At 39.4% G+C, this 13,613-nt stretch carries 12 protein-coding genes; 9 read left to right on the plus strand and 3 right to left on the minus strand.

The window, feature by feature from the left end; all coding sequences use genetic code 11:
• The first annotated feature begins 205 nt into the window (after positions 1 to 205).
• From K9M07_05785 to K9M07_05810, 6 genes are all read left to right on the plus strand, one after another.
• Positions 206 to 1,360, plus strand: coding sequence for a branched-chain amino acid transport system II carrier protein (locus K9M07_05785; GenBank protein MCF7852731.1), 1,155 nt, complete (start codon positions 206 to 208; stop codon positions 1,358 to 1,360).
• 174 nt (positions 1,361 to 1,534) lie between these two features.
• Positions 1,535 to 2,176: a YIP1 family protein gene (locus K9M07_05790; protein MCF7852732.1), complete on the plus strand. Its 642-nt coding sequence runs from the start codon at positions 1,535 to 1,537 to the stop codon at positions 2,174 to 2,176.
• Positions 2,177 to 2,194: 18 nt separating this feature from the next.
• Positions 2,195 to 2,770 (plus strand): hypothetical protein, encoded by a 576-nt coding sequence (locus K9M07_05795; GenBank protein MCF7852733.1) that lies wholly within the window; start codon positions 2,195 to 2,197, stop codon positions 2,768 to 2,770.
• A gap of 280 nt (positions 2,771 to 3,050) precedes the next feature.
• On the plus strand, positions 3,051 to 4,982 hold the full coding sequence (locus K9M07_05800; GenBank protein ID MCF7852734.1) for an RHS repeat-associated core domain-containing protein: 1,932 nt from the start codon (positions 3,051 to 3,053) through the stop codon (positions 4,980 to 4,982).
• The gene (locus K9M07_05805; protein ID MCF7852735.1) at positions 4,979 to 5,437 is read left to right on the plus strand and encodes a hypothetical protein; all 459 of its coding nucleotides are present in this window, start codon (positions 4,979 to 4,981) and stop codon (positions 5,435 to 5,437) included. The genes K9M07_05800 and K9M07_05805 overlap by 4 nt, the downstream gene beginning before the upstream one ends.
• A gap of 153 nt (positions 5,438 to 5,590) precedes the next feature.
• Positions 5,591 to 6,874: a hypothetical protein gene (locus K9M07_05810; GenBank protein ID MCF7852736.1), complete on the plus strand. Its 1,284-nt coding sequence runs from the start codon at positions 5,591 to 5,593 to the stop codon at positions 6,872 to 6,874.
• 62 nt (positions 6,875 to 6,936) lie between these two features.
• Here the strand turns inward: K9M07_05810 and rnhC are convergent, their stop codons facing one another.
• The gene (rnhC, locus tag K9M07_05815; protein MCF7852737.1) at positions 6,937 to 7,824 is read right to left on the minus strand and encodes a ribonuclease HIII; all 888 of its coding nucleotides are present in this window, start codon (positions 7,822 to 7,824) and stop codon (positions 6,937 to 6,939) included.
• 145 nt (positions 7,825 to 7,969) lie between these two features.
• Between rnhC and K9M07_05820 the strand changes: the two genes are divergently transcribed.
• From K9M07_05820 to ispH, 3 genes are all read left to right on the plus strand, one after another.
• A complete protein-coding gene (locus tag K9M07_05820) occupies positions 7,970 to 8,377 on the plus strand; it encodes a helix-turn-helix domain-containing protein (GenBank protein MCF7852738.1) in 408 nt (135 codons plus the stop codon).
• Between the two features lie 81 nt (positions 8,378 to 8,458).
• A complete protein-coding gene (locus tag K9M07_05825; GenBank protein MCF7852739.1) occupies positions 8,459 to 10,570 on the plus strand; it encodes an SUMF1/EgtB/PvdO family nonheme iron enzyme in 2,112 nt (703 codons plus the stop codon).
• Between the two features lie 77 nt (positions 10,571 to 10,647).
• Positions 10,648 to 11,574 carry a 4-hydroxy-3-methylbut-2-enyl diphosphate reductase gene (ispH, locus tag K9M07_05830; GenBank protein MCF7852740.1) on the plus strand — a complete coding sequence of 309 codons (927 nt, stop codon included), beginning with the start codon at positions 10,648 to 10,650 and terminating at the stop codon, positions 11,572 to 11,574.
• Here ispH and K9M07_05835 read toward each other — a convergent pair.
• Together K9M07_05835 and nagZ are read right to left on the minus strand one after the other, a co-directional pair.
• Positions 11,520 to 12,188, minus strand: a complete 669-nt coding sequence (locus K9M07_05835; protein MCF7852741.1) for a hypothetical protein — start codon at positions 12,186 to 12,188, stop codon at positions 11,520 to 11,522. The genes ispH and K9M07_05835 overlap by 55 nt on opposite strands.
• Before the next feature lie 29 nt (positions 12,189 to 12,217).
• Positions 12,218 to 13,357, minus strand: coding sequence for a beta-N-acetylhexosaminidase (nagZ, locus tag K9M07_05840; protein MCF7852742.1), 1,140 nt, complete (start codon positions 13,355 to 13,357; stop codon positions 12,218 to 12,220).
• Between the last annotated feature and the right edge of the window lie 256 nt (positions 13,358 to 13,613).

Consider the following 13,613-nt stretch of genomic DNA (forward strand, 5'->3'; position numbering starts at 1 on the left):
CAATTAGAGTATATGAATTAAAAAAATAAATCGTGCGGCTTAATATTTTTGTGTGTTAAAATTAGCATTTTTTTTAAACTTGAATTTGTAACTTTTTAAGTTTGAGAGCCTCGAGATATTTGTTTTCGAGAGCAAAGACCGGTGCAGGCAGGTCCACACAAAAAGTTGCAAAATCAAGTTAAATGCAGAATGAGGAGAATAAAGCATGACTGCTCTTAAAAGTCGCTGGGTATCAAATGGCCTTGCGATGTTTTCAATGTTTTTCGGAGCGGGTAATGTCATTTTTCCTCTCATTATCGGGTTTACTGCAAGGGGGTCTGTTGGTTTCGCCCTTATTGGACTGTTTATTACGGCTGTTTTAGTCCCGTTTTCAGGTTTGATTGCAACGACTCTGTTTGATGGCAACTATATCACTTTTTTTAACCGTTTGGGGAAAGTGCCCGGGGCTTTTGCCACGATTCTTGTTCTAGCTCTGATTGGTCCTTTTGGGGGTATTCCCCGGTGCATTGCGCTGACTTACTCGACATTGCATGTCTACTTTACAACCCTTCATTTGATTTGGTTTAGTGTTATTGCTGCAGTCGTCATATTTTTCTTTTGTCTAAAGAAGAATCGAATCCTAGACATCTTAGGATATGTTTTAACCCCTATTTTAATTGTTTTTCTTCTAGTTATTGTGGTTAAAGGGTTTCTGCAGGGGTCTTGGGATCAAAAAGTGACAATGACGGCTTTGCCCTCGTTCTTTTATGGACTGAAGGAGGGGTATTTTACAATGGATCTGCTCGCTTCTTTCTTTTTTGCTTCTATTGTGTGCGAAAGGTTGAAAGAATCAAAGGAAGAGCATATTTCCCATAAAGGCCTTGTTTTTCATCTCCTCAAAGCATCCAGTATAGGAGGGGTTCTTTTAGGGGTGATTTATATTTGTTTTGCTATTGTTGCATCACTCTATAGTAGTGAGCTTCAGGGGGTTGAGTCCGATCATCTTTTGGGGGCTATAGGCAAGCATGTTTTGGGGCCCTATGCGGGTTTTGTGGTTTGTTTAGCTGTGGCCCTTTCCTGTTTGACAACCGCAATTGCTCTATCGGTTGTCAGTGCAGAGTTTCTTCAGCGTTATATCTTTAAGAACAAAGTTAAATACCTCTGGAATCTTATCATTGTCATCGCGCTATCAGCGCTTGTTTCCATGTTGGAATTTTCAGGAATTGTTAAGGCTTTAGCCCCTTTATTGACAATAGCCTATCCTTCATTCCTTCTTTTGTCGGTATTGAATATTTTATATAAACTCTTTCATTTTAAACCGGTTAAAACACCTGTTTTTATTCTTCTGTTGTTTATGATTATAAAATCCCTTTTTAATTAAATTTATTTATTAATTTTTAATTAAAAAGCATTCTTTTGATTGTAATATTAATTTTTAAATAATAAATTGCAATTATAGGCAAAGGTAGGAAATTTGCCCATTTATCCGCAGAATCGGGAGGACTCCTGATAAATCATAGCGGTTATATGGGTCAAATTCTAGGGGGGATTAGGGATGTTAAAATTAAATCCTTGGTTGAAAATCTGGGTTGCTCCGAGGGAGACTTTAAGGGCAATTAAGCAGTATGATCCAAGATATCGATTTATTACGTTGAGTTTCATCTATGGATTTTTATGGGTGTTATCAATGTGTCAGACCCTATCTCTTGGGCACTTTTATGGAACATCAGCCATAGTTTTAGCCAGTATTATTTTGGCTATTCCGGTTGGCTATATTTTGATGTCGATTTCATCGCTGTTTTTCTTTTGGACCGGAAAGCTATTTAGAGGAAAAGCCAGATATATTGAAGTGAGAGCTGCTGTTTCTTGGGCTAACGTTCCATCCATTGTGACGATTGGAACTTGGATTGTATTGATTATTGCATTGGGATCGCGATTGTTTATGGCAGACCGGGGGCAAGTTGAACCCGGATTCGGCCTTGCAGATGTGATGTTTATTATCCAAGTTATTATAGCAATTTGGTCTACCGTTATTTTGATTTTGGGAGTTGCTGAAGTTCAAGGATTTTCCGGCTGGAGAGCTTTAGGGAATTTTATTCTTGTTATATGTATTTGGGTATTAATTACCTTACTTATTATGTATCTCGTTGTTTACGTGGCCAAACCGGCTGCAGTTGCCTTTTTAGAGTTATTATAAAAAAGGATAGAGGGGAGTATGTCTAAAATTTTAAATAAAATCTTTGGGATTGGGATTATAGCCCTCTTTGCACTTGCGCCAGGCCGCACACAAGCTTCTGATATAGAGGCGGTTCAAGTTGTAAAGAAGAGTTATACTCAATGGACTAAAATGCACTCTACTAGTGGGAAGTGCCATATTTTCTTTCCGGATGAGCCCGAGCATATGCAGCAAACAATGATGCTGCCGGAAGATAACTCAGAACTCAAATATGAGGTCTATGTTGCCGGCTTGGATCAAAAAGCTGTTTATATGGTGTTGATTGCCGAGTATCCAACGATGGTCGATCAATCTTACAGTCAATTGAGTTTAGAGAGTTTTCTGAATGGAATCCTCACTCAAAATCCGCATAATCGTTTGATTTTTGCAGATCTCGTTAATGTACAAGGTCATAAAGGGTTGGATTTCTTTATTCGCACAAAAGATGTCTATTTTATGGGGCGTGCAATCATGGCTAATAATCAGCTATATCTGCTCGCAATGGAATGTGAGATGCAAAATTATCAAGAAGATGATTTTAAGCACTTCATTAATTCGTTTGAGTTTATCAAATAACATAAAAAAGAAGATCAAAGCTAAAAAAGAGCTAACACACTATGTGTTAGCTCTTTTTTTATTGATCGAATTTCCCTTCCCACTCGAGTTTTTCCCAATGAACTTGGCCTTAACATAGTGGCCTCCTTTAGCATTTAGCCTTGTTGCAAAATAAACGTTTCTTTAGGATGGCCCTATTTGATTTTTTAAGAGTGATTTTATGAAGCTGCTTTCTTTTTTACTTAGCATAAGCATAGCTCTCAATTTGTTTGCAGTAGATAGGGAGACTTGCCCCTATGACATGAAGTCTATAACCACAGACTCTAAAGGAAGGATCCAAAAAAATGAAAGCAAAGACTTAAATGGTATAGTGCTGCAATCCACAGAGATCACATATAATGATAATGAGAAGCGGGCTGATGTGAAAAGTCATGTCTTTTCTGCTGCGAGTGATCCCGTTATTCAGGTCGTGCGCTATGTTTATACTGATTCAGGTAAGCTGAAACAAACGATTCGAGCTTTGGGAACAAATTGTGAAAGAGTCACAACTTTTGACTACGATGAAAATGATCGTCTCGTTAAAGTCTGCCTTCCAAGTGGTGTGTTGGTATTTCGCGAGTATGATGTAGATGGGAATCTCATCCTCTTAAAGTCATCAGATAAAACTGTTGATTATGCAATAGTTTATAGTGAAGATGGCCATTTGCTGAAATGCATCGATCGAAATATGGGATATTCTATAAAAAGGGAGTTTACCCTCAGCCATTTACTTGCAAAAGAAACTTTCCCTACAGGACATACTTTTGCCTATTCTTACAATGATAACGGCCAAATCGAAGCTCTAGCCTTAGCGAATTTTGGTTCTGTTCAATATAAATATGACAATGCCAAGCTAGCCAGTGTAAGTCGATTGTCCGCTAATGGAGCCCTTGCTTATACGCATCACTATGAGTGGAACAAAACTTCAAATTATCTAGTTCAAGAAAAAATAATCGCAGGCCTTGGAGAGGTGTCTTATGCAGTAGATCCCACAAACAAGCTCATAACTCAGCAAAATCTCTATAATGCATATGAATTAATATTAGATGATCAAAATGGGATTGCTTCTATTAAGGAGAATGGAAAAAGACTTGATTATTCGTACGATAAACTTGGCCATCTCATTCTAGATGATAAGTATGATTCTCTCGGAAATCCCATAAGTGGAACTGTCAATGTGCTCAATGAACTTTCTACTTATCGAGATGTTGAATGCGAATATGATCTTAATGGCAACCTCATCGTCAAAAAAACACCTGAAAAGACCTATTTTTTTAAATATGATGCTCTAGGTCGGCTCATTTCAGCCAAAACAGAAAATTTTGAGGCTAAATACACTTATGACATTTTTAATCGTCGCTTATTTAAAACGATTTCTTCTGAAGGAAAGACAAAAACATATGCCTATCTCTATCAAAATGATACCGAAGTCGCTGTTCTAGATAGCAAGCAACATCTAGTTGTTCTCAGAGTTTTAGGTCTTTCTCCCATTAAAGGAGTATACAAATCTATTAGCGTTGAAAAGTCAAATGCTATCTATGCTCCCGTTTATGACTATGCTTGTCATATTCGCAAACTCGTCAATATAGCAACCCAAGAGGTGATTGATTATAGTAGCCTTCACTGTTATGGCCAAAATATCCGGGATCTCAAACCTATTATTCCTTGGGTTTATAGCACACAACATTACGATTCGGAAACTCAGCTAATCTACTACGGTGATCGTTATTATGACCCTTCCATTAGAAGATGGACGACACCAGATCCTCTAGGAGAAATAGATTCGGCAAATCCCTATCTATTTGTGCACAACAATCCGATTAAATATATGGATATTCGTGGCGATTTTGCACTTACTGTTCCTATTCTTGTTTGGGGAGCAAGAGGTGCTTCTCTAGCAGTTCCGGGCTTAGCCCCTCTTGTTTGGGGTGCGACAGCCGGAATCGCAGCTTATCAGGCGGGGAAGCATATTAAAAACCACATGGATAAGAAGAAAGAAGGTAGGCAGCATGATGGGACCCCGGGAGACCATGAAAGACAAAATGATCAGTTTAAAGATGCTTGTAAAGAAATTGAAAGAAAGCTTGGTAGGAAACTATCCGAAAAGGATGTACGCAGATTGCACAACGATATCTCTAAAAAGGATTATGGTTATCATGAAATAGTAGAAGAAGGGTATTGGAAATTTAAATGAAAAAAAAACATCTAAATGAATTAATAAAAACTCTCAACTCACAATTTAATGGGTTGTTAGTTTCTTCTATTGTTAATGGGCATGGAAGTTTTTTAATGATTGATTTTGGCGAAAAAATAGACATCCAATATTCCGATCAAAGCATAGAAACTCGTGCTCCTTGGATTTTATGGCTATATATGTGTTCCTGGAGGATTACCCGGGGGGCTCATTACTTAGTTGGTTCCGGCGATAAACAAACAAAAATCAGAAAGCATATTCCTTTTCTTGTTGATAAAAAGCTGATAAACAGTTCTGTTAATCTTCAATCTTTGGATCTTCAATTAACATTTGAAAATGATATTAAAATTGAAACATTTTCCAAAGTACAAAGTGGTGACCAGTGGAAGTTATACAGACCCGATGGACTAACCTTTAGCATAGAATGCTTTGGTCAGATTTCTTTACGAGAATGATTCTCTTAGGGAAATCTTTGATACTCAGTGTAAGTGTTGCACAACACTCTTTCTTTCAGCAATTTAGAGCTTGCCGGAAACCCCGGTTTGCAACTCATTTCGGTATACAATAATGGAGTTTATAGGGTATACTTTTCCCAAATTAGGGGGGCTATGCATATTCAACCATCTTCTGTGTATTCAAAGTTCTTTTCATCAAGTGCGGAAGCTACTGATTGGAAGGAGTTTACTTCATCACCGGATGATTGTCACAGGTCTCTTTTTTGGACTGAGCCGGATATCATCGTCAATGATAAAAATTGGGTAGAAGAAATCACCGAGATTGCAAAAACTATTTTTGAAATAGCGCTATTTTCTTATGTCTTGTATCCCCTTGTATCTCAAAGGATTCAAAAAATAGGCAGTTATATTCCCAATGTTCTTACTAAAGATCTACCAATCCAATCGTTAATGTCGAAGATCTCACTTGAAGGGATAGCCAATAAGAGTATGATGCTTGGATTAAAAGCACTAGCTATGCTGATAGTTTCCTATAAGGCAGTTCGCTATATTGTTCAAAGAACCATTATGTTTCCTCTTTATCCTGCTCAAAATTCATTATTTAGGTTCATTCCGGCTTTTAGTACTTATAGATTGAATCAACGTAGAATTGAGGTGATAAATCGCTTAAGTGAAACAGATTATATAGTGCGTGAAGTTTGTCTACAAAAAAATGGCATTAGATATAGTGGGTTACTAATAGGTCATAAAAGCACAATTAACAATGGGAAGTGGGCTTTACAAGCTACAGGTAATGCAGAACCGATTGAACATTCTGCGCTAGACTTTGCTGAAATGTATGTGGAAATGAAATGTAACCTTCTTTTAATTAATGGACCTTATGTTGGTAAAAGTGAAGGTATGGCCACACCAAAGACAATGGGAGAAGCGCAAGAAGTAGGTATTACATTTTTAGAATCAGCAATCAAAGCAAAAAAAATTATCATTGCAGGTCGTTCTTTAGGAGGGGCTGCTGTTGGGCAAGCCATCCTGCAGCATGAGTTTAAGGACGATATAAAGTATTTAGTTGTGCGTCAAATGACATTTGATCGAGCAAGTCATATAGGTGCTCAGCACACCGCCAAATTACTTCCTCAAGAGACTGTTAAGAATATAATAAAGTGGGCCGGCTGTGAAATGGATTTAGTTGAGGCGTCAAAGTTGTTATCAAAAAAGGGAATTAAAGAAATTATCGTTCAGTGCACTAAGGAAAGTTGGAGTCCTGAAGATAAAGAAGACTTTATGACAGATGGTCCAATTATAGATAAAGCTAGTCTTGGGTATGCCTTAATGAATGAAGGTGTAACTGAGAATAAGATTTTTAAAGGGTTGCCTCGTTTTGGGCACATGACACCGGCTGCAATTGTAATAGCAGGTGATGAGATTCAAGATTTATGAATATTTTGGTTTCATATGAAGGGGATGAGTTCTCTTGCCATGGGGTGGTCCAAAAGTACAACTCAGGATAAGACAGATTGGGTAGTTTTGAAGTGTGTTTTGGAGACGCGGGCAAGAGCTTCATTGCCAAATTTGCGCACAAAGGCCCTTCCGAGTTCAATCACCTTTGCCGAGGCTCCTTTTGGGAGCTCAAATCGGTATTCTTCACTCAGTTTTTTAAGACCTTCTAAAAAAGCATATCTTGCCAGAATTGAGGCACCCGCCACAACAATATCACTTTCTCCTCGGTGTTGTTGATGTAAAGAGATTTCTAAGTGTTTTTTCTCAACAGCTTTTTCAACATAATGCTCACCGGCAAATTGATCGATTTTAACATAAGTGCATCCCGTTTTTTTAACGAGATTGTCAATGGCCGTAGCATGCCCCCAAGCAAGCAGGGCATTGAGATTTTTGAATGTGGCGTAGAGTTCATTGTATTTTTCAGGAAAGATGGTGACGCAGGAGTAGTCGCATTGCTTTTGAATTTCCTTAGCGACTTTGCAGATGGCGTTATCCGACATCGACTTACTATCTTTTACTCCCAGAGTCATCAGTGTTTTAATGCACTTTTCAGAGGCATAAAGGCCTGCAATCGATAAGGGGCCGAAAAAGTCGCCCTTTCCCGCTTCATCAATCCCAATACGGGGTGTAAAGTCGATGTGAACTTCAGGATAGTTGTATGAGAAGTCTTTAAGGATTTCGGGCTCAAGATAGTAGGATATAAATTCGTTCTTATTCTTTCCTTGAACGGTCAATTTCCCCGATTTATAAAGGCAGACAACGATACCATTGCGCTTTGCTGAAAAAATGGTGTAAGGAGGTTCAAAGAATTCAAAACCTTGGGAGAGAAGGTCGGACTTCAGTTTATCCTTTAAAGAGAGATCCATTTGAGTAACAAAACAATCGGCCATAATTCTATTCAATGCTTGCATCGGTGTAAGGACATATCATACTGTTGCTCGGATACAAAAGCGAGCAATTTTTTTTTATCTTGGAAGTTATTGAAGGGGGGGATATTCTGAATATTCTTACAGATATCAAAGGGATACAGTGCAGATGACAACAGATGTAAAAAAAATTGGAGAGCTCCTAAAAAAGAAAAGAGAAGAAATGCATTTTTCTCTTAAAGAGGTGGAGAGCTCCACTTCCATTCGAACCTCTTATTTAGAAGCTATTGAAAAGGGAATAAGTGACAAGTTTTTGTCGAATGTCTATATGCATGGATTTATCCGACACTACGCCTCTTTTTTGGGTATTAATATGCAATCACTCGCTCAAGAGTATCCTGAAATTTTTGCCCCTTCTAAACTCAAGCACGAATTTTTATATGGGATTGGAACTTTAGAAGTGAGGGGTAGCGTTGGTGGTGGTGTGAAGTGGTTTTCTAATTTCATTTGGGCCGGTGGAGCTGTTATTGGGTTAACTATCATTTGGCAATTTGCGAAATGGCTTGGTTGGTTGTAAACTCGGTAGATGAAATTCTGGTGTTTTAAAACGGCTCATCATAGAATCGGAAATTTAAATTGAATTTAATAGAGGTGTTATATGACGGAAGGGCAATTTATCGGGGATTATGAACTCGTAAAACAGATCGACAAAGGGCCTTTGGGAGTCGTTTATCATGCGCAGCATCGCTTTTTAAAGCGCTATTATGCCGTACGTATTTTGCCGGAAGAATTCGCAAAACAGCCTCAATTTATTGAAAGATTTCAAAAAGAGGTAGCAGCACTCAGTCACGTTGAGCATGAAAATGTTGCTCGCCTTCATAATGTTTCATTTGCTGACGGGAAATATTATATCGTATCGGATCTCATTTTAGATGCCTATGGAGAATACACGGATCTCGCCCGCTTTTTAAGCATACATCCTCAAACATTAGAAGAAGAAAAAGCCTTTTCGATTCTTTATCAAATTGCGAAAGGTCTTGATCATTTACATCAAAACGGACTCAATGGCAAAGGGATTGCTCACCGCTATCTCAATTTGCACAACATTTTAATTGGAAGAGAAGAGGGAAAGGCACTTCAAGTCTTCATTCAAGATGCAGGTGTTGCACATATCATTGGCGAAGGATTACTGCTTGCCCATACCTATCATATGATGACTGAGGCTCTGGCTCTTCAACTATCAGGTGAAGGATTTTTTGCAGCCGATACGGATCAGAATAAGCTCGATAAATTATATAACGTCTTTTCTACTTCATATCCGTTTTTAGCCCCGGAACAAAAAAAAGCCGGTCAGCATAAGATCAGTGGGATTAAGGCCGATATTTATGCTTTTGGTGTGCTCACTTATTTCTTGCTCGTTCGAGAATTTCCCGAAGGCTTTTTTGTACTCCCTTCTTCCATTCTCCCCTACAAATATGATTGGGATGCTTTAATTTTTCATTGTTTATATCTCGATCCGTCTAAGCGTCCCGATTCATTAACAAAGTTAATGGAATCGATGAGGGAATTTAAAGCGGGAGCTCATACTCCCGTTGTTGACGAGTGGAAGATGTCTCAAAGTGTTCCTATCACGCAACAGATGAAACAGATGAAAGAACCTCATCTCCCTCCGGAAGAGAAAGATGTGAAACGCCCGCAAGTGATGAAGCCCGTCAATACGTCAATTAAAGATATTGTTGCAGAAATTTCTGAAGAAAGGGCCTTTAAAGCACGTCCGATTGCTCCGCAAAAAAATCCGATTGAGTCAAATATTTCCCTTAAATCACAAGTGGAAACAGTGCGTTATACCCAAGTCGCAGCTTCGGCAACAGCCCTTTTGGACGAAGAAGAGGATCTCGAAAATGGTCTATTAAAGCCCAAAATCAATCCCCAAGAAATTAAAAAGCCTTCTTATGAGGAAGATCCTTCTGTCATTTTTCATAAAGATACGACGATTTCAACATATAGACCGCAAGAAAAAATAGCTGTTGAGCGCAATCCAATTTTAACTGATATGATAGTTATTCCGGGGGGTGAATTTTATCGCGGAAGCAATGAGGGCGCACGTGATGAAAGGCCGTACCATAAAATCTTTTTAAACAGTTATGCCATTGATATCCATCCGGTGACAAATGAACAGTTTGTCCGCTTTTTAGAGGTGATGGGGGGTGAAAAAGATGTCAATAACAATGATATCATTCGTCTGCGCGAATCGCGCATTAAACGGAGCGCCGGTCGTTTGATTATCGAATCGGGATATGCCAGACATCCGGTGGTCGGCGTCACTTGGTATGGTGCAGTTGCCTATGCAAAATGGATTGGAAAGCGCTTGCCAACTGAAGCCGAATGGGAAATAGCGGCTCGCGGAATGCGTAGCGATATTTTGTATCCGACAGGCCCAACCATTGAGCGAGATCAAGCTAATTTCTTCGGTTCCGACACAACGACCGTTAAGAGCTTCCCGCCTAATGACATTAATCTTTATGATATTGCAGGGAATGTCTATGAATGGTGCCAAGATTGGTACGATTATGCTTACTATGAAACATCGCTTATTGAACCCGATAATCCTCAAGGGCCCGTTCAAGGTGTCTATCGCGTTCTTAGAGGTGGATGCTGGAAAAGCCTTATTGAAGATTTGAGATGTTCTCATCGGAATCGCAACAATCCGGGGGCAATTAACAGCACTTATGGGTTTAGATGTGCATCCGATGTCGTTCAAGATGCATAATTACAAAAATTTGCTAAAAAGGTACAATATCTTTTAATCCATTCCTCTTTATCAAAGGGACAGTTTTAGGAGATGTTTTGAAATTATTACTTGCAAATCCAAGAGGCTTTTGTGCCGGTGTTGTTCGGGCTATTGATACGGTAGCGCGCGCCCTAGAATTATGGGGAGCGCCTATCTATGTCAAACATCAAATTGTGCACAATCGCCATGTTGTCAGAGAGTTGGAGGAGAAGGGGGCTATTTTCATCGAGGACTTAAATGAAGTTCCTGTTGGTGAGCGCCTTATTTATTCTGCCCATGGCGTTTCTCCTGAAATCAGGCAGATCGCTAAACAGCGCCAACTCATTGAAATTGATGCGACATGTGGTCTCGTCACGCGGGTACATTCTGCTGCCAAGCGCTACGCTGCAAAAGGGTATCACATTATTTTAATTGGTCACCGCAATCATGTTGAAATCATTGGAACGGCAGGGGAAGCCCCTGATCAGACCACGATTGTTGAGTCGGTGGCAGACGTTGATGCGCTTCGATTTACACCTGAGCAAAAGCTCTTCTATGTGACTCAAACGACACTTAGTATCGATGATGTAAAAGAGGTGACAGAGGCTCTACATCAACGCTATCCCCATATTGAAACTCTCCCAAGCTCATCCATTTGTTATGCGACTACAAATCGACAGCTTGCTCTGCGTCAAATCACAGATGAGGCTGATCTCGTGCTTGTTGTAGGAGATCCAACGAGTTCTAATTCTAATCGCCTTAGGGAAGTGGCATTCAACCGACAAACATCGGCGTATCTCATCAATGATGCATCGGATATTCAAGTGGATTGGTTAGAAAATGTGAAAACCATAGGACTCACGGCAGGGGCATCCACCCCGGAGCATATTGTTCAAAGTGTCATTGATCGGCTTAAAGATCTTGGTGTTGATCAGATGCAGGAAGTCACTTATGTCTTAGAAGATGTTTTTTTCCAACTCCCTAAAGAAGTCACAGCGCGTTGAACGAAAGGCCCAATATGCTGTGATAGTAAAGAGCGGTTTTTAATCAGTTTTTTCTCGATAAGAAAAAGATTAGGATGGTGCGGATCTATTTTATAAGCATTGGAATAGTAAAGTTGCGCTGATTCTCGATCATTGATCGTTAAGTGATAAAAAGCCATTAGGGTATAAAAAGCTCTTGCATCTTCAAAATAAAAAGCCCCTGTTGAGGGAAAGAGATCGACTAAATCAAAACGATTTTGGAAAAGGTCTTTAAATTCTTTAAGTTTCTTTTTTCTCAGTAATAAATCGGCATAGTTGATTAGGGCATTGATCGAATCGGGGTTCGTTTTATAATTCTCAACAATCAGCCGATTAGCTTTTTTGACTTGGCGACGGCGGATGGCACATAAAATGCGGAGACTAAAAATTTTGGGGTGATTGATGCAGTCTATCAAATCCCTTTCCAGTTTTTGCTCTGCCGCCTTAGGATTGACATCGATTTCCTCTCGAATAGACAGCATTTTTTTATAATTGTGAGAAAGCAGTGTGTGATCTACCGGACTTTGATCAACAATAAGGCAGGGTTTTAACTGAAGAGTAGAGTTTGAGATCGCAGGTAGAATATATTTTCTCACGGGGGGTGGCTCCTCTTTGGGTTATTCCTCTAATTGATTTTTTTGCGTATGGCCAGTGTTGCAATTTTATTTGCGAGAGAGGCGTGATGTTTTTTTCTGTCTGCCAAAGAAGTGTTTTGTGTGGATGGCTTCAATTTACTTTTTAGATTAAGGATGCGTTGAACGGATTCATCGAGTTTTTTTTCAGAGATAAGGCCTGTTTTAACGGCATTGACTAAATGCTGATGGATACGCCGTATATCTTCAGGGAGGAGTTCATAGTTGGGTTGGTTTCCTATGAGATTTTTACCTCCCAGAAGTAAAATGTCACAGCCGGCATTGAAGGCTTGAATGGCTGCATCATCAATAGAATGACATTGATTTAAAAGCCCCTGCATCACAAGTGAATCGGAAATGATGACCCCTTTAAATCCCATTTCTTTTCTTAAAATATCGAGAATCGGTTGAGATAGAGTCGCACAATATGTGGGATCAATTGACGGAATAAGGATATGGGCGGTCATTACGGTATCGGCATCATTGGCAAGTTCAGCAAAAGGAATGAATTCAATCTGTTGTAATTGTTCTTTGGTTTTATAGATGACGGGAAGGGCTTCATGAGAGTCGATATCTACATCTCCATGGCCCGGGAAATGCTTAAGAGAAGTAAAAATCTCCGCTTTTTTATATCCGAGTAGCGCTTTTTGAGCAAAAGAGGTGACCAGATCTGCAGAGTCGCCAAAAGAGCGAATCCCAATAACCGGATTGCGTGGATTGCTGTTCACATCTACAACAGGAGCCAGATTAAAATTAATGCCCACGGCTTTTAGTTCTTGTCCCATTGCATACGCAGCCTCTTCTGCAAGTTGAGGCTCATTCGTCATTCCGAGCGCCCTATTGCCGGGAAAGAGGGTGAATCCTTGAGTCAAACGCGCGACAAGACCTCCTTCTTGATCTACAGCGATAAAAAGCGGAATAAGGCATTCGGTTTGGGAGTTTAAGGCTTGTAGGTCGTGAGTGAGTTGAAAAACTTGATCAGGAGAGTGAAGGCCATTTGCCCAATTGTAATAAATGATGCCGCCAACTTTGACATCTTGAATGAGCATTTTGGCGTCGTCATTCGCTTTTTCTCCATTAAAGTGAACAAGTAAAAGTTGACCGATTTTTTCTTCAAGCGTCAGTTCATTCATTAAAGTAGAAGCTCTACATGTTGATATTGCACTGAGCAATAGAAAAAGGAAAAAAAACTTAGTATAGATCATTGTAATAGGCTTATTTTAATTTCGAAAATATACCGAAATGAGTTGAAGAGTTGGGATTTTAGCAAAGATGGCGCTTCGAATTTTTATCAGGCTTTAGCCGGCTTAATTTTTTGATCCTATTGAAGATAGGTCAAAAAATTAAGGGTGAAAAGTCGAAGATGCCGGCGAAGATAAAACCCAATTC

This window comes from Simkaniaceae bacterium (genome assembly GCA_021734805.1).
Classification (GTDB): Bacteria; Chlamydiota; Chlamydiia; order Chlamydiales; family JACRBE01; genus Amphritriteisimkania.

Bases quoted from the DNA above. Each gene is read 5' to 3' on its own strand.
- K9M07_05785 (MCF7852731.1), top strand. From the start codon at position 206: ATGACTGCTCTTAAAAGTCGCTGGGTATCAAATGGCCTTGCGATGTTT.
- K9M07_05790 (MCF7852732.1), top strand. From the start codon at position 1,535: ATGTTAAAATTAAATCCTTGGTTGAAAATCTGGGTTGCTCCGAGGGAG.
- K9M07_05795 (MCF7852733.1), top strand. From the start codon at position 2,195: ATGTCTAAAATTTTAAATAAAATCTTTGGGATTGGGATTATAGCCCTC.
- K9M07_05800 (MCF7852734.1), top strand. From the start codon at position 3,051: ATGAAGTCTATAACCACAGACTCTAAAGGAAGGATCCAAAAAAATGAA.
- K9M07_05805 (MCF7852735.1), top strand. From the start codon at position 4,979: ATGAAAAAAAAACATCTAAATGAATTAATAAAAACTCTCAACTCACAA.
- K9M07_05810 (MCF7852736.1), top strand. From the start codon at position 5,591: ATGCATATTCAACCATCTTCTGTGTATTCAAAGTTCTTTTCATCAAGT.
- rnhC (MCF7852737.1), bottom strand. From the start codon at position 7,824: ATGGCCGATTGTTTTGTTACTCAAATGGATCTCTCTTTAAAGGATAAA.
- K9M07_05820 (MCF7852738.1), top strand. From the start codon at position 7,970: ATGACAACAGATGTAAAAAAAATTGGAGAGCTCCTAAAAAAGAAAAGA.
- K9M07_05825 (MCF7852739.1), top strand. From the start codon at position 8,459: ATGACGGAAGGGCAATTTATCGGGGATTATGAACTCGTAAAACAGATC.
- nagZ (MCF7852742.1), bottom strand. From the start codon at position 13,357: ATGAATGAACTGACGCTTGAAGAAAAAATCGGTCAACTTTTACTTGTT.